At 58.2% G+C, this 18,899-nt stretch carries 14 protein-coding genes; 8 read left to right on the top strand and 6 right to left on the bottom strand.

The window, feature by feature from the left end:
* Window positions 1-9: 9 nt before the first annotated feature.
* Together G3M56_RS11420 and G3M56_RS11425 are read left to right on the top strand one after the other, a co-directional pair.
* Window positions 10-483 (top strand): hypothetical protein, encoded by a 474-nt coding sequence (locus G3M56_RS11420; RefSeq protein ID WP_164363636.1) that lies wholly within the window; start codon window positions 10-12, stop codon window positions 481-483.
* 34 nt (window positions 484-517) lie between these two features.
* On the top strand, window positions 518-3,277 hold the full coding sequence (locus tag G3M56_RS11425) for a glycoside hydrolase family 2 TIM barrel-domain containing protein (RefSeq protein WP_164363637.1): 2,760 nt from the start codon (window positions 518-520) through the stop codon (window positions 3,275-3,277).
* Between the two features lie 560 nt (window positions 3,278-3,837).
* Here G3M56_RS11425 and G3M56_RS11430 read toward each other — a convergent pair.
* From G3M56_RS11430 to G3M56_RS11455, 6 genes are all read right to left on the bottom strand, one after another.
* Window positions 3,838-5,235 carry a TonB-dependent receptor gene (locus tag G3M56_RS11430; RefSeq protein ID WP_164363639.1) on the bottom strand — a complete coding sequence of 466 codons (1,398 nt, stop codon included), beginning with the start codon at window positions 5,233-5,235 and terminating at the stop codon, window positions 3,838-3,840.
* Window positions 5,236-5,292: 57 nt separating this feature from the next.
* A complete protein-coding gene (locus tag G3M56_RS11435) occupies window positions 5,293-6,618 on the bottom strand; it encodes a TFIIB-type zinc ribbon-containing protein (RefSeq protein ID WP_164363642.1) in 1,326 nt (441 codons plus the stop codon).
* A 78-nt stretch (window positions 6,619-6,696) separates the two neighbouring features.
* Window positions 6,697-7,965 (bottom strand): ABC transporter permease, encoded by a 1,269-nt coding sequence (locus G3M56_RS11440; RefSeq protein WP_164363643.1) that lies wholly within the window; start codon window positions 7,963-7,965, stop codon window positions 6,697-6,699.
* On the bottom strand, window positions 7,962-8,711 hold the full coding sequence (locus G3M56_RS11445; protein WP_235203415.1) for an ABC transporter ATP-binding protein: 750 nt from the start codon (window positions 8,709-8,711) through the stop codon (window positions 7,962-7,964). Before G3M56_RS11445 ends, G3M56_RS11440 begins: the two co-directional genes overlap by 4 nt.
* Before the next feature lie 48 nt (window positions 8,712-8,759).
* Window positions 8,760-9,878, bottom strand: coding sequence for an efflux RND transporter periplasmic adaptor subunit (locus tag G3M56_RS11450; RefSeq protein ID WP_164363645.1), 1,119 nt, complete (start codon window positions 9,876-9,878; stop codon window positions 8,760-8,762).
* Between the two features lie 41 nt (window positions 9,879-9,919).
* Window positions 9,920-11,488: a TolC family protein gene (locus G3M56_RS11455; RefSeq protein WP_235203416.1), complete on the bottom strand. Its 1,569-nt coding sequence runs from the start codon at window positions 11,486-11,488 to the stop codon at window positions 9,920-9,922.
* A 162-nt stretch (window positions 11,489-11,650) separates the two neighbouring features.
* Here G3M56_RS11455 and G3M56_RS11460 point away from each other — a divergent pair, with 162 nt between their 5' ends.
* From G3M56_RS11460 to G3M56_RS11485, 6 genes are all read left to right on the top strand, one after another.
* Window positions 11,651-12,583, top strand: coding sequence for a diacylglycerol/lipid kinase family protein (locus tag G3M56_RS11460; protein ID WP_164363648.1), 933 nt, complete (start codon window positions 11,651-11,653; stop codon window positions 12,581-12,583).
* Window positions 12,584-12,685: 102 nt separating this feature from the next.
* Window positions 12,686-13,777: an outer membrane protein assembly factor BamD gene (bamD, locus tag G3M56_RS11465; protein WP_164363649.1), complete on the top strand. Its 1,092-nt coding sequence runs from the start codon at window positions 12,686-12,688 to the stop codon at window positions 13,775-13,777.
* Window positions 13,778-13,878: 101 nt separating this feature from the next.
* A complete protein-coding gene (gene lptE, locus G3M56_RS11470; protein WP_164363651.1) occupies window positions 13,879-14,394 on the top strand; it encodes an LPS assembly lipoprotein LptE in 516 nt (171 codons plus the stop codon).
* Window positions 14,395-14,477: 83 nt separating this feature from the next.
* Window positions 14,478-15,212: a 16S rRNA (cytidine(1402)-2'-O)-methyltransferase gene (gene rsmI / locus G3M56_RS11475; protein ID WP_164363653.1), complete on the top strand. Its 735-nt coding sequence runs from the start codon at window positions 14,478-14,480 to the stop codon at window positions 15,210-15,212.
* Window positions 15,213-15,246: 34 nt separating this feature from the next.
* On the top strand, window positions 15,247-17,811 hold the full coding sequence (glgP, locus tag G3M56_RS11480) for an alpha-glucan family phosphorylase (protein WP_164363654.1): 2,565 nt from the start codon (window positions 15,247-15,249) through the stop codon (window positions 17,809-17,811).
* Window positions 17,812-17,937: 126 nt separating this feature from the next.
* Complete coding sequence (locus G3M56_RS11485) at window positions 17,938-18,897, top strand: sugar phosphate isomerase/epimerase family protein (RefSeq protein ID WP_164363656.1); 960 nt, start codon at window positions 17,938-17,940, stop codon at window positions 18,895-18,897.
* Window positions 18,898-18,899 lie beyond the last annotated feature (2 nt).

An 18,899-nucleotide genomic window follows, 5' to 3' on the forward strand; every position in this document is an offset into this window, starting at 1 on the left:
CTCCCCACCATGCGTCCGCTCCTCACTGTCGCATTACTCTGCCTCCTGTTTGTGGGGAGGGAAAGCCTCGCGCAGGCCGCACCCAATGTCGTGCGGCCATTGCAAGAGATCGGAGTGTTTCGGGTGTCCGCGATGTGGCGGGTTTCCAATGGTGAGCTGATCCCATCGGCGATCGAGCCCTACGACTACCGGGTACTCTCCAACGGTGAGCGAATCGAATTGGAGTTGGTAGACGGTGACTCGAAACGCATCTCGTTCGCCGTCTATCGCGCCGGCACCCGCATGATTGTCGAGGACGGCTTGGATGGCATCGCAACAGCCGAAGCCTTGCTCGCCTCCTCCAAAGACGACGGTACGCTCCGCCAGGTGGTACTCACTCCGAAAATGCTGCGCATCACCCGAATGCCAGTCAACAGCATGGACATCATCGTCATCGAGGCCCATAAGGTGCCCGCCAAAAACAAGAACACACCAAGTTCTTGAAAAACAAACGGGCGCGCTACGTAATGGGCCGGTCATGACCTTAGTGCGCTCCTCATTCCAAGCTCTCGCTGCGATCTCCATCGCCGCCGCCCTACCGCTCAGCCTGACCGCACAAGCGGGCGACTCTCCGAACTGGACACCAGCCTCGTCTACTGCAGGCTTCTACCAGACCGACGCAGAGGTCCGAGAGGCCATCAATTTCAATGTCGGTTGGCGCTTTTTCAAAGGCTCAAAAGCGGACGCCCACACTCCTTCATTCAATGATGAAAACTGGGAGGTGGTGAACCTTCCGCACGGGCTAGAAACACTTCCGCTGGATGCCAGCGGCTGCGTGAACTACCAAGGCGTAGCCTGGTACCGCAAACAATTCACGCCCCCTACCGATTGGCAAGGTCAACGCATCTACGTCCACTTCGAAGGCATCATGGGGAAATCCAAAATCTGGATCAACGGCAAGCTGCTCAAATCCCATTTCGGCGGATTCCTTCCCGCACATCTGGACCTCACCGACCACCTTAAACTCGGTGAGCCCAATGTGATCGCCGTCCTCGCCGACAACTCAAACGACCCCGAATACCCACCGGGCAAGCCGCAGGAAACACTCGACTTCTCCTACTTCGGAGGCATCTACCGCGACGTTTGGCTCGTCAAAACCGGTGATGTTCACTTCAGCAATACCAACGCCGTCAACGAAACCGCAGGCGGCGGCATCTTCGTCCACACAAAGAGCATCGACGCCAACAACGCAACCCTTCAAGTCGATGCCCACATCCTGAACCACTCAGGCAAGGCCCAGAACGTCACGGTTACTTCCCATCTCGTGGATGCCGATGGAAAAACCGTTGGAACGAGCAAATCCCCGGCCCGCATCGACGCTTCCGGCAAGGTTTCCCACGACATTCAGGTGCAAGATGCCAAGCTCTGGACCCCGGACACCCCGTACCTTCATCACCTCCACGTCACGATTCAAGACGCCTCGGGTAAAACGATCGATACACTCAAGCTGCGCGTCGGCATCCGCACCATCGAATTCAAGGGCCGCGACGGGTTCTGGCTCAATGGCAAACCCTACGAGCACAAACTCATCGGAGCCAACCGCCACCAGGACTACGCTCATATTGGCAACGCCCTGCCGAATACCACCCATTGGCGCGACGCCAAAAAACTACGCGATGCCGGACTCCGGATCATCCGCAACGCACACTACCCGCAGGATCCTGCGTTCATGGATGCGTGCGACGAACTCGGGCTTTTCGTGATCGTCAACACACCTGGCTGGCAGTTCTGGAACCCAAAGCCACACTTTGAGCAGCGGGTCTACTCGGACGTCCGCAACATGGTGCGCCGCGACCGCAACCGCCCGTCGATCCTCCTGTGGGAACCCATTCTCAACGAAACCCACTACCCGGCACACTTCGCGCAAACCGTCCATAACATCGTCAAAGAAGAATACCCTTACCCCGGCTGCTACACGGCCTGCGACGCCGGTGCGAAGGGCCAGGAACATTTCGATGTGATCTTCGACCACCCGATGTCCAACACGCCGAAGATCAATTTCTGGACCGACGCTGTACCCAACACCGCGGAGAACCGTGAACGCTTCCTCAAGTCGCCACCTAACGAATCCCGGCCGATCTTCACCCGCGAGTGGGGCGACTGCGTGGACAACTGGAACTCGCACAACTCGCCAAGCCGCGTAGCCGTGGAATGGGGAGAAGCCGCCCAACTGGTGCAGGCTCTGCATTACTCGATTCCTAACTTCATCTACACAGCCTACGATTCGCTCCACCACACCTCACGCCAACACTTTGGCGGCAGCTTGTGGCACAGTTTCGACCATCAGCGTGGCTACCATCCGGATCCATTCTGGGGCGGGGTCATGGATGCCTACCGCCAGCCAAAGTACTCCTACCATATGTTCAAAGCACAAAGGGATCCTCAGCTTGAGATCCCGAACGTAGAGAGCGGATACTTCACGTTCATCGCCAATGAAATGACGCCATTCTCGGACTCCGACGTCTGGGTCTTCAGCAACTGCGACGAAGTGCGTCTCAAATTGCATGGCGAGGTCATTGGAAACAAATCCACCAAGCCACAAGGCGCCGGCATGCCGCACCTTCCGGTTGTCTTCGAAGACGTCTTCGACTTCATGAAGGTGAAAAAGCTCAACCGCGCACGCCGGGGCAATGATGCTGCTATCGTCGTCGAGGGGTTGGTCGATGGAAAAGTTGTCCACACCGAAACCCGCCGCCCGGCGATGCGCCGCAGTCAGATTATCCTTAAGCCTGACTACCAAAACGCGGCCCTCGTAGCTGATGGCTCGGACATCGTTCCAGTGGTCGCCTATCTGGCAGACGCCGCCGGCAATACCAAGCGCCTCACCAATGAGTTCATCCAATTCAAGGTGACCGGCGAAGGCTCGCTAGTGAACGATGCAGAGGTCGCCGCCAACCCACAGAAATCCCGTTGGGGCCGTGCGGTCGCTCTCGTCCGATCGACCAATACCCCCGGCAAGATCACCGTCACCGCATCTGTGTTGCGCAATGGTAAGAACCAGCCGGTGACTACGTCGATTGACCTGCAGTCGATCGCAACCAGCCACACCTTCCTCCACTCGGAAACACCAGCAGTGAACACCAAGAGTGTAAAAGTGCAGCAGGATCCGCAAAGTCAGGACTCCGCCGAAGTCGAGGCCCTCCGCAAAAAGCTCCAGGCTGTGGAAAAAGAACTCACCGAGCTCAAGATCAAACAGGTCGAACGCCAACAATCCGAGTTCGAAAACGGGAACCAGTAACCGGAGGACAAATCCGTCTTAGTATCAAAATAGCCGGGCCGGAAAACGGGCCCGGCTATTTTTGTCTTCGCCCCTTGCGCGTTGAGGTGATCCGCAGATCTGCCCTTACGCCACACACGACGCAAAACGATGGAGCAACCTCACTCTTGAGGTTGACCAACACCGCTCGAGCGCAGCGAGCACTCCCCCCACTCCGAGGACAAGGAGCCAACTGCAACGCACCGCTTCGTCGTGGTCACGTTAAGGACCAAACCAAGTCACACTGCCGGCAAGAATGCCGTCTCTCCAGCGCTGCGCGTGAACCTCCGCAGATCTCGCCCTACGCCACACAACACGGAAAACGATGGAGCAACCTCACTCTTGAGGTTGACCAACACCGCTCGAGCGTAGCGAGCACATCCTCCGCTCCGCGGATAAGGATAACGAAGAAGATAACGATAAGGAGTCGACAGCAACGCACCACTTTGCCTTGGTCACGTTACGGAGCAAACCTCGTGACACCGCCACGTTCCCATCCCGTAAATCATGTCAATCCTGTCCAAAAAACAGGATCGCCCCCTCTACTGGAATTTCTGATACAGATTCCCGGGCAGATTCGGAGCTACCAACTCCTGCCATCGATCATCCCCCGCCAATATCATCTTGCGGATGTCGCGAGGCTTGAAGTGCAACAACTCCTCTACCTCACTATCCAACGCCTCGACCATCTCATTAGTGCGCATGTAATCGAGCAGCGACTGCATTGCCACGGGCACAGAGGCGCTTTCGAGCCTTCGGATGTCCCCCCCCGGCTCGCGCGCGGTCGGATAAACGTGCAAACGCACCTGGTTCTTGAACAACCGCCCGAAGCCCTCGAGGATCCCGCCTTCCAGTTCCTCGTACCAATGGGCTTCAAACAATCGCTCAAACAAAGGCAGGCCCACCAGCACGCCGATCGGCTTGTCCGTGTATCTGGAAAAGAACGCGGACAGCCGGTGAAACTGCGCAAACTTGGAGACCAATACGTTCTTGCCCAAAGCCTGTAACATATCGGCTCGTGCGACAAAGTCATTGTAATCCACTCCGCCCTCCCGTTCGCGCAGCAAGTTGTTCATTGTGATCTCCATCACTTCCACAACCTCTTCACCGGAGCCGTTCCCCAATTGTGCATTCATGCGCATCCGGGACTGCTTGAGCATATCCATATGCACTCGGGACGGAGGTTGGAAGCCCCCGCGCAGCACCACAATCGGCTTGCGATAAAAGCACTCGGCAGGTTGCACCACGCTGCCGTTGGCAGAGAACATTGCCGTAGGAGTCAGCCCTTTTTCCACCAGCATCAGGCTGCAGATCCGGTTGTCCACGCTGGCAAAGTCTGGCCCCACAAACTTGAGCATGTCGACCTCCACTCGCTGCGCCGTCAAGTTATCCATCAGCGAGCAAACAAAACGATCCAGATCACCGTCGAAGAACAACGCGCCGTAGATCAAATTCACCCCGAGCACTCCCAACGCTTCCTGTTGTCGCCGGTTGGTCGGATCCAACAACCGCACATGCAAAAGAATATCGTTACTTGCGTGCCCCGGGCTCATTTGCAGCCGGATTCCCATCCAGCCATGACACTCGCCATTGTCTTTATACCCTCGGGCACGAACCGTATTCGCATAGGAAAAGAATCGCGTATCAGCCCCCCGCTTTTGCTCCAGACGCTGCGTTAGCAACTCATACTCGTGGTCGAGCATGTGCACCAGTCGCTCGCGCGAGACATAACGCTTCGTCTTGCCATAAATGGCATCGCTCATCGTCATGTCGTAGGCCGAAATGGACTTGGCCACCGTCCCAGCGCTCGCCCCGACGTAGAAGAAATTGTTCACAGTCTCCTGACCCGCCCCAATCTCGGCAAATGTGCCGTACATTGAGTCGTCCAAGTTGATGCGCAGCACCTTGTCTTTCGTCGTCGCGTATCCTGGGCTCACCATGCCCACAGTGGCTAACACAGAGCAATCCACAACGCGAGCCAAACCCACGCCCGCTACTTATTCCTCCTTCCCTGCATCCAGCCCCAATAAATCGCTGAACCCAATGCACACCACATCCACAACTTCCACCTGATTATCGACACGGGCGTTTTCCGGATAGCGCAACATCAACGTCACATCAATTCCATCAGGAGCCTTGATCAATGCGCGGTGGAGCTCACTCGCAAACCCCGGCTTGCGCTTGTCCACGTAGGCGTAGAGCAGGTTCCCGGCATCCTCGCCATGAAGCATCAAGCTCGCCCACCGCTCCGCATCAGAAAATGCAAAGTTGTGGTACTGCGAGGGCATCATCGCAATCCGTCCCCGGAACAACTGCGTCTCTGTCGGCCTCTGTTGCTTCAGTCCATCCACATCCATCGATGAATAGCGAACAAACGCCTCCCAATCCACTCGCCACTTGTCCCCCTCGCGGACAACCACAAGATCTCGCTCGGTGTAATCAGCCAACGCCACTTCCAACTGCACGCCAAAACGCCCGAGTCTTACAGAGCTCCCGGAAAAATACTCCGACACCCCGATTGGCCCCACCGCTTCGCCACTACGCGCATAAAACTCATTCATCAATGGCATCACCCGCTCGCGATCCGCTACCCATTTGATCCGCTCGTCCACCGACTCGGCAGCGAAAAAGCTCTCGAGTACGGGCTTCACCTCGTTCATGAAGCGCTCTGGATCTCTGGACACACCCGCCCGCCACTCAGTCACCTGATCGTTCCCCTCAGCCTCCACAATCTCACGCCCGGAACGAGTCTCATCTTCTGCCGATCCCAGTGGTGCAGGAATCGACACCACCATCTCGCGTAACATCTGCGACGCAGTCTCCGCATCCTCAGCCGATGCCTCCTCACCATTGCCGACCGTCGCCGCCCAGATCAAACCGCCGACGATCAACACTGCCATTCCGCCCAAAGCTACCAATGCACCGCGTTGCGACTTCCCGCCCGGCTTACGCTGATCCCATTCATCCGCAGCCCCTCCACCGGCAGCGGAGCGACTCGTGCGTGTGGCTGGCGGCGTCACGGGTTGCTCAGCTAAACCTGATGCACGCTTGGCATACGGCTCGATAGGTTGCTCAGAAACAGGTTGAGGTGCGACAGCGGCCTTCGTTGCCACATCTACAACGGCCACTTGTTTCGCGGGGATGCCAGTCTGCGCACTCGCCCCCGCAGCGCTCAATTTGCCAAAATCCACGTCACCGGAGCCGTCGTCGTAAATCATTTCCAAGCCACACACAGAACATGCGGCTCTATCAGCATGATCCACCGCCTCAACGCGGAATGTGTTCCCGCAATCGGGACATTTGAGCAATAACCAGTCGTGCATGAACTAAAGGGGGATGGCGGAAATCTGAAACGGTGCTCATCGAATCACCGATCCGCCATCGCTGTCAACCACCCAGCATCACTCGTAGCGCAACGCCTCAATCGGATCCAGACGAGCCGCTTTGAGAGCCGGGTACAATCCCGAAACCACCCCGACCACGACACTGAAGGCAAACCCGAACAACATCGAATCCACCGAGATCGTTGGTTCCAATCGCGACCCTTCAAGCAGCCCACCCAGCAGCCCCACACTCCAAATACTCACCGCCATTCCGATCAATCCACCGATCAAACTCAAAGTCACCGCTTCCGCCAACACCTGGACAAACACATTCGCGTTCGTCGCCCCAACCGCTTTACGGATACCGATCTCGCGGATGCGCTCCGAGATCGACGCCAGCATCACGTTCATGATCCCGATTCCGCCAATCACCAGCGAGATCCCAGCGACCCCGCCCATCGCGGTGAGATAGGTTTTCCGCATCTCACGCGCCTGCTCCACCCCTTCCTCGTTGGTCTTGACCTCAAAGTCGAGCACTCCGTGGTGCGTTGATGCCAGCGCGTTGTTGATCTGCGCCACGACATTCTCCAGCTTGTCCAAACTCTCCACCCGTACCGAAATCGAGTCAACCGACGTCGGGGTCAGCCGCCTTCCCTCGGATGGGAAACGTCGCTGCACCGTGCTGATCGGAACGAAAACGCCGCGGTTCTTCCAGCGCAGGGCATTGCTGTTGCGCCCGGACTCATTGCGGGACTCGAGCTCGTAGTTCTGCAACACCCCAACCACGGTAAACGGCACGCGGCCAATGATAATCTGCTCACCCACGATCGTCAGCCGACCGCGAAACAACCGCTCCGCAGCCTCGTGCCCGAGCACCACCACTTGCGCAGCATTGCGCACATCTTCATCGGTGATAAAGCGCCCGTCGGCCAGGTCGTACACGTTGAGTTCAAAATAGTCCGGCACCACGCCCTTCATCCGGCTGCGGTACTCGCGGCCGTTGGCACGTGCGATATAACGGTATTCGTTAGCCTCCGGAGCCACCAGATCAATCCCTTCGACCGTCTCGCTGATCACGCTGGCGTCTTCGAGCGTCAACTTCTTGGAGTAACGCTGGATCGCCTGCTGAGATGCCGGAGGGTCGCTATTCTCAATCATCAACTTGGACAATCCGCCCGTCTGCTTGAGCTGCTCCTCGGCCATCTGGAACATACCCGACACGATACTGATCGTGGAAACCAGCGCAGTCACCCCGAGGATGATCCCGAGCATGGTCAAAAACGAACGACCAGGGTGAGCTAGAATCTCCCTCCAGCCCATCTGCAATCCATTGAAAAACGTTCTCATCGAACCTCCTTCCCATCAGATTCCTTCACCATTCCAACAAAGCTCGTCAACGCACCGGATTCCGAAACCCGCCCGTCTTCGACCACAATTGTGCGGTGCGCCACATCCGCCACCCGCGGGTCATGCGTCACCAAAACAACCGTCCGCCCGCGCTCGTGTAGCTCGCCAAACAACTCCAGCACACGTCTTGCACTCGCGGTATCCAAGTTGCCCGTCGGCTCGTCCGCCAAAATCACCCGCGGATCATTCACCAACGATCTGGCAATCGCCACCCGCTGACGCTGACCGCCGGACAACTGCCCCGGCATGTGCCCCACCCGATCAGACAACCCCACCATCTCCAAGACCTCGGCAGCGCGTTTCCTCGCATCCGCCCGCTTGCGGTGACAATACAACATAGGCAGCATCACATTCTCCAACACCGACAACTTCGGCAGCAAATTGAAGGTCTGGAACACAAACCCCACCTTGCTACGCCGAACCCTCGCCAGCTTAGACGCCGACACCTTCGCCACATCCTCACCATCCAGCAGAACCTCGCCGGCACTCGGCTGGTCCATGCAGCCCATAATGTGCATCAAGGTCGACTTACCGGAGCCCGACGGCCCCAGGATGGCAAGAAACTCGCCCTCCCTCACCTGCAGATCCACCTCGTTGAGCGCATACACCGTGGATTCCCCCATCTGGTAACTCTTGGAGACACCGCGGAACTCAAACACCGGCTCACTGGAAATATCTGACATCATACAATTCCGATCAGGCTTCTTCTGCGACCTCTCTGCCCGACAACTGGTCTAACGCCACTTCGCCCAGCGCCCCACCTCACCTCGGCGAGCCTCTACATCAAACCCCGCAGGGATCCCCAGGGTCACTGATTCCCCCTCCTCCAGTCCCGATTTGATCACCACTTTGCTCTTCGCACTGAGACCGATCTCCACCTTACGCAGCTCAAACTCATCTCCCGCATCCACAAACACAAAGGTCTCGTTGCGTTCACGGAACAACGCAGACACCGGGATCACGAGCGCTCCCTGCTCTTCTTGGACGTCAATCGACACCAAGGAACTGATCCCCGGCTTCACCCGCTCATCGGTGTCGCGCAACACCACTTTAACCGGGAACACAACCTCCGCTTTATCCGCCACCGCCGACGGGGAAATACTGCTTACCTCGCCCGACAGCTTCAAATCCGCCATCCCCGGAAAGGTGATCCTCGCAGCCTGTCCGACTTCCATCCGCGGCAGATCCACTTCGCTCACCTCCGCTTCAATCAACATCTGGCCGAGATCCGCAATCTTCATCGGCACATCTCCTGCGGAAACCGAACTCGCCCCGACCATCACCTCGCCCTCGGTCACATCGAGGTTCAACACCACCCCGCCATGCGGCGCGTGAATCCGGGTCTTGCTCAAGCGGTCGTTCAAGTTCTCCAATCTGGCCTCTTGAATCCTCAGTTCGTTCTCCGCCAACTTGCGCGCGGTCACCGCATCCTCCATCTCTTTGTCCGTGGCAAACTTCTTCTCGTAAAGCTCGGCCGTGCGCTTTTCATCGCGCTCCGACTGTTCTTTGCGCAACTGATTGGAAACCATCTGGCGTCGCAGTTCCTCGATCTCGGTTTCAATCTCCGTGCGGTCGAGCTCCAACAAAAGCTGACCTTTCTCCACCGCCTCGCCGTCCTCAACCGCCACGTTGATGATCCGCCCGGAAACTTCGGACTTCACTTCTGTCAACCGGACCGGCTGCACCGTGCCCACAAACGACACCGTCTGAACCACATCGCCGCGCGAAACCTCGACAAACTCCAACCCGGCATTCGGATCTTCCTCTTCGGTGGAAATCATCCGCAACGAGTAAAAGCCCACGCCACCGATCACTCCCGCCAAAATCAAAAAAGTAATTATCTTACGAATCATAACATCTAATTAAAATCTACATCCACCCTAACGGCTCATTCTCATGAACGTTGGTCCTCAGGCACATCCTCGACCGCCTTCCCATCGACCAACACCACGCCAAGCGTCTCCGGCAACTGACCGTCCAGCGCCCGCAACCGGGCCAGAGACGTCAAAACTTCCACCCGCGCCTGCAATTGCCCCAAGCGCGAACCATCGAGATCGTTCTGCGCTTCCAAGAGCGCGCGCAATGAGGAATCTCCGTTGCGGCGGCGGATTTGTTGTTCTTCAAAACGAACCTCGTTCACTTCCACCGCAGCATCGGCCGCCGCCAGTCGTTTGAGGGCGGCCTCCACAGCACGGCAGGCCTCGCGCACATCGCCAAAAAGGTCCAAGCGCTCGGCATGCACCTGCAAGCGCTCGCGCTTCAAATCAGATTCGGCCGACGCCTCACGCGCCCGCTCCGCTCGCGATCCCCAGGGAATGCGAAACTCAATCCCGGCATTGGCAGCACGACCGTCCTGGTTGGCTGCTCCGGACCAGGCACCCCGCATATCCGCGTCCCGCCCGGAAACCCCGACACTCGCCGTAAGGTCCAATGTCGGCCGCACATCATATCGCGCACGCTCGACCTCCAACTCAGCCTGGTCAATTCGCGCACGCTGAATCGCAATCCGCGGGCTCGTCTCCAATGCCTGGGCATACCGCTTTTCCGGATCGATCAACTGCTCCACATCCGCAGGCACCCGCACTTTCTGCAGAGCCAGGTCTCCCGGCTCCATCTCACCCAGCACCCCTAACACACGCAGCAAATTGTCGGTTGCGTCGTCGAGTTGCTTCTGCGCATCGACTAACGCGGCCTCGCGCTCAAGCAAGTTGGACTTGGCCTCCAACTCGTCCACCCTGCTGGTGTCGCGCGCCATCGTCTCCTCGAGAATAACTTTCGCCAACTCAACCGCCTGAGCTCGGATCTCCAACTCGTTGGCCGCGGCTCCTGCCTGCCAGTAACTCACCTCGACATCCCGCAAGGTATCAATCACCACCTGCATCGTCTGGTACTTGCCACTGGTCACATTGACCATCGCCAACTCGGTCGGGATCTGGTTCACCCCCCAGCCGCCCTTCAGCAATGGCTGGCGCACATTCAGCGAAAGCTCACTCGAGAAGCTTGGGTTCAACGTGGAGAACGTAGAGTTAGTCGCGCTGCGGTTCAAAGGCTGCCAATCCAGACCAACGGACGCCCCCGTTCCCAGTTTCTTTTCCACCCCCATCGAGGCAGTCACGCCATCGCTTTCCGGCTGGACCGCACCGTCCAACTCACTGGAGGCTCTGGGTTCCCGCCTATAACGTCCGGCGCTATCCGCGCTCAAAACAGGATCAAACTCAGCTCTGGCAACATCTAGTTGCAGCTCGGTCGCCACTTGCTGCTCCCTCTGAATTTCTATCTCCGGGTTCAACTCCAGCGCCGTAAGCACCGCCTCGCGCAAACTCAGCCGCCCACTCAATACTTCGCGCTGCTCCACCGGGATCACCGATCGCTTGCCCACCAACGCACCAGTCTCCGCCAGACTCATTCCCGTCATCAACAAGCCGAAAGCAGTGCCAAAGGTGTAAGATTGGAAGGTAGTCACAGGAATGATGAAGCAGTTAAAAATCCGAGTCGCAATTCCCATGCAGAGAACTGACTAATAGCACACACGACGTCGCATCAGGCGACGCCCCAGCCTAGATTTGTTCACTAGATTACGTTCTGTTCAAATGACTTGTCTCAGACGCTAGAATAAGAAACCGTCATGAGCACCGTGTCTGCCATCCCAATCATCTACAATCCGGCTGCAAAAAGCGCCCGCTCATCCCACCGCGAGGCCCAGCTCTCCGCGCTATCCCCACGCGTCCAACTGGTTCCCACCACCTGCGCCGGAGATGCCACCCGCATCGCCACCGAATTGGTCCAAGAGGGAGCCACCACGATTGTAGCCGCCGGCGGCGACGGCACCATCAACGAAGTGGTCAAAGGAATCGCCGCCTGCGGAGACGCCGCCAAGGACGTCCATTTGGGCGTACTTCCTGTTGGTACCGCCAATGTGTTTGCCCAGGAACTTGGCCTACCGATGCTTGAGATGGGACTCCCCGGACTGGGGATGCACCGCTGTTGGAAGATTATCGAAAGCGGTGCCACCCGCAGGGTCGATGTCTGGACCGGCAATGACATGCCCTTCATCCAACTGGCGGGAATCGGCTTCGATGCCGCAGTCATCAATGAAACCAGTTGGGAGCAGAAGAAGATCGCGGGCCCTCTCTCCTACCTCATGAACGCAGTGCGCATCTTCGGCGAATCCCACGAAAATGTCACCGTCACCAGCAACGCCCTCGCCGCCCCGCTGCAGGGCGCGTTCGTCCTGATTGGCAATGGCCAACGCTACGGCGGACCGATGCGATTCTTCCCGGAGGCCGCTAACGACGACGGGCTTCTCGATGTCATGGTTTTCAAAAAACAGGAAATCCCCGCACTGCTGAAGTTCTTCGCCGCCGTGGGGACCGGTCAGATCCCCAAATCAGGCAACGACTTCGAATTCTTCCGCTGCCACTCGTTGGACATTTCCGCGGAAGGACAGGTTCCATTCGAACTCGATGGCGAGCTCTGCGGCACCACTCCGGTCGCGATCCGCCACGCCGGCACCATCAATGTCAAAGTGCCTGCGAAAAAATCGAACGTGGACCTGTAGCACGCTCGCTAACCCATCGGCGGCACCCAACGCATCCAATCAGAACGAATGACAATTTCGACTGCTTGACCCATCCTGCCGCATTCATTAACGTCCCTCGACATGAACTTGCGTAACCGACTCTCTTCCTCGGCTGCTGTGGCAATCACCGCATCGGTGCTGGCATCCGCCACCCTCACCACTCCGGCCGACGCCGGCATCTTCTCCAAGCTCTTCGGTGGCGGCGACAAGGAGGAGCTCCCGACCCAGACCGAGCTCGAAAAGCGCGAACAAGCCGCAGCCGAACTCGTCGCCAAAGCGCAAGAACAAGAACAAAAGGGCGACTTCAAGGACGCAGCCAAAATTTACCGCAAGCTGGTCAAAAAGTTCCCACTGACCAAGTTCACCGCAGACGCCGCAATCCGCAGCGCAGAGCTCTTCGAATCTGAAGGCGAACCAACCGACGCCTTCGACGTTTACCAAAAGTTCATCGAACTCAGCCGCGACGACAAACGTTACGGCGAAGTGCTGAAGGCTCAGTACGAACTGGCTCAACGCTCGAAGACCGGTGACTTCAAGCGCCGCGTGGTGGGTCTCCCTCTGGACGTGCCGATGAACAAAAAGGTCGAGATGTTTGAGACCGTTTCCACCAACTCCCCGCGCAGCCCGCTCGCAGCTCAGTCGCTCTTTGCTATCGGCGAAGTGTATCAGGAAGCTGGAAAGACCCAGGATGCCATCATGGCATACGGCCGAGTGGTCAGCGCTCACGGCACCCGCCCACAAGCACCGATCGCCCAGTTCCGCATCGGTCAATTGCACATGGCCACCGCCGCCCAGGGAGCCAAAGACACGTCGACCATCACTTCGGCTCGCGAAGCCTTTGAAGATTTCCTCCTCGCCTACCCGGATCACAAGCTCGCTCCAAAAGCGAAGGAACTACTCAAAACTGTCGACAAACGCCAGGCCGCAGAGTTGCTCAAGGTCGCAAAGTTCTACGAAAAGACCGAAAAGTACCGCGCTGCCGCACTCTACTACCGCGATGTGATCAAGCGCGGCGGTGACGAGGCCGTGGTCGAAGAGGCCAAGGCCCGACTGGCCGCACTTCAGGCAAAAGGCGGTGAACTCAACGCCCCCACCACCACAGACCCTGAAGACTCAGACGGTAGCCTGACCAAGGACCGCAAAGACTACGTCGGCCCAAAATCTGAAGATTAACCTCCCTCAGCAGCCCGATAGAATTCACGCTGGCTGCACCATTTCGGCTTGCATACACAGCCCTGCCCCCTTTTGCTGGGCACTCTCAAACACCATCTATCATGATCAAGTTTTTCACCCGCATCTCTTTGCTGATCCTCACCGCCTTTGCGGTCACCTCCTGCGGCTACCGAGTGGGCGACATCAAGCCGGCTCAACTCGAAGGCGTCGAATCTATTGCCATCCCACTGGTTAAAAACGACACCCTCCAACCTCGTACCGCTCAAATCGTTACGGGTGCGCTGATCAGCCAAATGGAGCAGGACGGCACCTACAGCATCGCTCAAAGCGAAACCGCCGACGCCGTGCTCAACGGCCGAGTGAAGAGCATCGAACGCCGCCAACTACGCTCCGCTCGCGACAACCAGTTGCGCTCACGGGAACTCGAACTGCGCATTGAGTTCGAATACGAACTGGTGGAAAAAGCCACCGGAGACATCCTCAGCCGCGGCACGTTCTTCTCCAGCACCAACGTCTTCGTCTCGGCGAACTACCAGACGGCAGAACGCCAAGCTCTGCCGGAGGCCGCACGCCAACTGGCAATCGACCTGACCACCCGCTTGACCGAAGGATACTAACTCAGCCAAGCCTCTCTCACTCTCCCAACCATGCGACCGTAACGTGACGCTCAACTGTCACTGCGGTCGCATTTTTTGTCTCCATGAGCCATCAAGAATCATCCACCACTCCCCGCGTCGTCCTCGTCCCCACGCCCATTGGAAACCTGGGCGACATCACTCTGCGCGCGCTCGACGCCCTGAAAGAAGCCTCGGTCATCGCCTGCGAGGACACCCGCCGCGCGCGCATCCTGCTCAAGCACTTCGAAATCGACAAACCCACGATCAGCCTCCACGAACACAATGAGGCGTCGCGCTCACAAGAGATCATCAAACGCGTCCAAGACGGACAGGTCGTCGCCGTCGTCAGTGACGCCGGCATGCCCGGCATCTCGGATCCAGGCCTGCGGCTGACCAATGCCTGCGCCGATGCGGGGGTTCCCGTCGAGGTTCTCCCCGGAGCGTGCGCGGTGCCTCTCGCTCTCGTCGGATCCGGCATGCCAACCGAGCAGTTTGTCTTCGATGGCTTCCTGCCACCGAAATCCGGACGCCGCCAAACCATGCTCACCGCCGCACTCGAACGCGAGTCCGCCACCTCGATCTTCTACGAGTCTCCGCACCGCCTCACCAAAACCCTGAAGGCACTCGCCGATCTCGACCCCGAGCGCTGGGTCTGCGTCGCCCGCGAACTGACCAAGAAGTTTGAAACCTATCACCAGGGCAACGCGAGCTCACTGCTGGAGCACTTCACCAAGCAGCCACCAAAAGGCGAAATCGTTTTACTCATCGCCCCCCAAAAACTGCCCAAGTTCTTGACCGACAGATCCCTAAGTGATTAGTGATCAATCGGCAATTAGTTACCCCCAATCTATCATGCATCCACATCTCACGTTCCATGTAACACCAAAATTACCGGAGCGGCTCGAACCGCTGCGCCAGATCGTGATGAACATCTGGTGGAGCTGGGAGCCGGAAGCCCGAGGTCTCTTCCGCGAGATCAATCCAGAACTCTGGCATAGGGTGAACCACTCACCCATCCGCATGCTCCAGCTCGCCTCACAGGACCGCTTGGTAGAACTTTCGAGGGACCCGGATTACCTCCACAGACTCGACACCACATTCCGCCGCTTCAAGACCTACCTCGATCGCCCGGACACCTACTTCAAGAAACGCGCGGCCGACTCTCCGCTCAATGGCCCCATCGCCTACTTCTCGGCTGAGTTCGGCTTCCACGAGTCCATTCCAATTTATTCCGGTGGCCTCGGCATCCTTTCGGGCGACCACTGCAAGGCCGCCTCGGATCTCGACCTTCCATTCATCGGCGTCACCCTGCTCTACCGCCACGGCTACTTCAAACAGCAGATCAACTCCGACGGTTGGCAGGAAGCCCGCGAGCTCGACCAAAACTTTCACCAGCTCCCGGTCGAAGAAGTGACCATCAACGGCAAGCCGCTGATCATCCACGTTCCAATGATCCACCGCAACGTCGCGGTGAAAGTGTGGAAAATGGCCGTCGGCCGAGTCACCCTCTACTTGCTGGACACCGACGTGCCGGAAAACCCGCACGAGGATCGCGAGATTACCGCCCAGCTCTACGGAGGCAACAAGGAAACCCGCATCCAACAGGAGATCATCCTCGGCATGGGCGGAGTCCGCATGTTCGACGCGCTCAACATCGAGCCGGAAGTCTACCACATGAACGAAGGCCACTCCGCCTTCCTCAGCCTGGAGCGCATCCGCCGCCGCATGGCGTCACACAACCTCTCGTTCCGCGCCGCGCTTCAAGTCGTCGCCGCATCAAATGTCTTCACCACCCACACTCCGGTACCGGCGGGTAACGACGCGTTCTCACCAAACATGATGCGCCATTACTTCGCAGGCTACTGCGCGGACTCCGGCATCTCATTTGATGACTTCTACACCTTCGGTCAGGCCACCGTGCACCCGGACCCTGACTTCTCGATGACCATTCTCGCGCTGCGCACCAGCCGCCACGCCAATGGAGTGTCCGCTCTGCATGGCGAAGTCAGCCGTGAAATGTGGCAGAATGTCTGGGCAGGAGTTCCGAGCTCGGAGGTCCCGATTTCCTCGGTTACCAATGGTGTCCACACCAAGACCTGGCTCGCTCCCGAGTTTTCCCGACTCTTTACCAAATACCTGGGCGACGACTGGGAAGACCATATCACCGACACCGAGTTCTGGGGCCGCGTCACCAACATCCCGGCCGAGAAACTGTGGTCGACCCACCAACACCTCAAATCACGGCTCGTCGACTTCGCCCGCGAACGCGTTCGCAAACAACGTAAACGTAACGGCGAGACCCCGGACGAATTGCGCAAGGTCTCGAAGATGCTCGATCGCGATATCCTTACCATCGGATTCGCCCGCCGCTTCGCCACCTACAAGCGCGCCACCCTCCTCTTCTCGGATGAGGAGCGCCTTTTCAAACTGCTCAACCACACGGAGCGCCCGGTTCAGTTCATCTTCGCCGGAAAAGCCCACCCTGCGGACGACGGCGGCAAGGCATTCATCCAAAAAGTCATCGAGTTCACCCGCAGAGAAGGCTTCTGCCACCGGATTGCGTTCATCGAAGACTACGACGCCTACATCGGCCGCCGCCTCTACCAAGGCGTCGACCTCTGGCTCAACAACCCACTGCGTCCACTGGAAGCATCGGGCACCTCCGGCATGAAACTTCCCCCCAACGGCGGCATCAACCTCTCGGTGCTCGATGGTTGGTGGTGCGAGGCCTACAACAAAAAGAACGGCTGGGCCATCGGCGAGGAAATCACGGACGGGGATCCCACCTTCCAAAACCACGTCGATGCCGCGTCGCTCTACCATCTGCTCGAAAGTCAGATCGTCCCGCTCTACTACACCAAGCCAGACGGCAATCTGCCGCTCGCGTGGATCCAGGTCATGCAGGAGTCGATGAAAACCGTCACTCCGATGTACAATACGGAGCGCATGGTCACCGAGTACAACGAGCGCTTCTACGAAAGAGCAGCCAAAGCCCGCTCGATCTTCACACCAAATGACTGCGCAGCGGCTGCCGCCCTCGCCGACTGGAAGAACGAGATCCGCCGCAACTGGGAGCAAATCCGCATCGACCACGTCGACGTCGCGGTCACTGATCCACTCGACGTTCCAGTCGGAGATCCCGTCACGGTCGAGGCACGCGTCCACTTCGGCGAGGTCAACCCGGACCACGTAAGCGTCGAGGCCTATTACGGCGAAAGCGACGAGCACAACATCATCTCCCCTACCATCCAGCCACTTGAGCGCGTGGAGGGACCAGACCAAACAGGATGCCTCACCTACCGCGGTCAGATCATCCCGTCGGATTCGGGTGCCTTCGGCTTGTCGGTGCGCGTCGTTCCGACGTCGCCACATCTCGTGCAAGCCCACGAGCTGCGCCGCATCACCTGGTCGCACTGAGATACCAGGTGGATTCCCTGATTCCCATCCCCTCTCTCTGATCCTGGAGAGAGGGGATTTTTTGGTTCGCCATCTGGGCCACCAGCTCTACCTTGTGGCCGCGATCAATCCTACCGGACCCTCTTCATGCTCTCCTTTTCTACCTGCTGGAATAGTTCAAAACACCACGACGGAGCCAAATTGCTCCAGGAAATCACCGGTCTCGGGTTCGATACCGTCGAGCTTTCCCACGGCATGACCGTCAGCCTGCTTCCAGGCATTCAGGAGACCTTCGACAAAGGACAAATCAAAGTCAGCGGACTACACAACTTCTTCCCCTCACCGGTCGAAGTCATGGTCGACGCTCCGGACTGCTACGAGTTCACCTCCCACCGCCCGGCCGAGCGCGACCGCGCATTCAAACTGACGCTGCGCACGATCGAAACCGCCGCCTACTTCGGTGCCAAATACCTCGTGCTCCACATGGGCAGCACCCCACTGCGCGGACTCACCAAGGAGCTCGAGACCATGGTCAAATCCGGCAGCCTGAACTCACGCAAGTACGTCCAGAAGAAGCTCGACTTCATCCGAAAACGCGAAGCCGCGTCGCCTGCGTCCATGAAGCGCATCATCCAGGTGCTGGAGAAACTCATCGAGCCCGCCAAGGAAGCCGGCATCGTTCTCGCCGTGGAATCCCGCAGTCACTTCGAACAAGTCCCGACCGAGCGCGAAATGGTCGACCTGATGAAGCATTTCGAAGATTGCCCGCAGGTCGGCTATTGGCACGACTTCGGCCACGTCCAACGCAAGCATAACCTCGACCTGATCGACCACCAACAGTGGCTCGAAAAAATGCTTCCCTATCTGGTCGGCTGCCACGTCCATGACGTCGAGTACCCCGCCAAAGATCACCGCGTTCCATTCACCGGCCACATGGACAACTTCCTCGAGTTGATGAAAATGGTGCCCGCCGAAAAGCCCATGGTTTGGGAACTTTCCCCAGGCCGCCGCCCGGTCCACATCCGCCGCGCCCTCGCCCGCTGGGCCGAAGAACTTCCAGAAACCTTCGCCGGCCAAAACATCACACTGCCGGAAACCGCGGATTAGTA

It is taken from the genome of Sulfuriroseicoccus oceanibius (assembly GCF_010681825.2).
Classification (GTDB): Bacteria; Verrucomicrobiota; Verrucomicrobiia; order Verrucomicrobiales; family SLCJ01; genus Sulfuriroseicoccus; species Sulfuriroseicoccus oceanibius.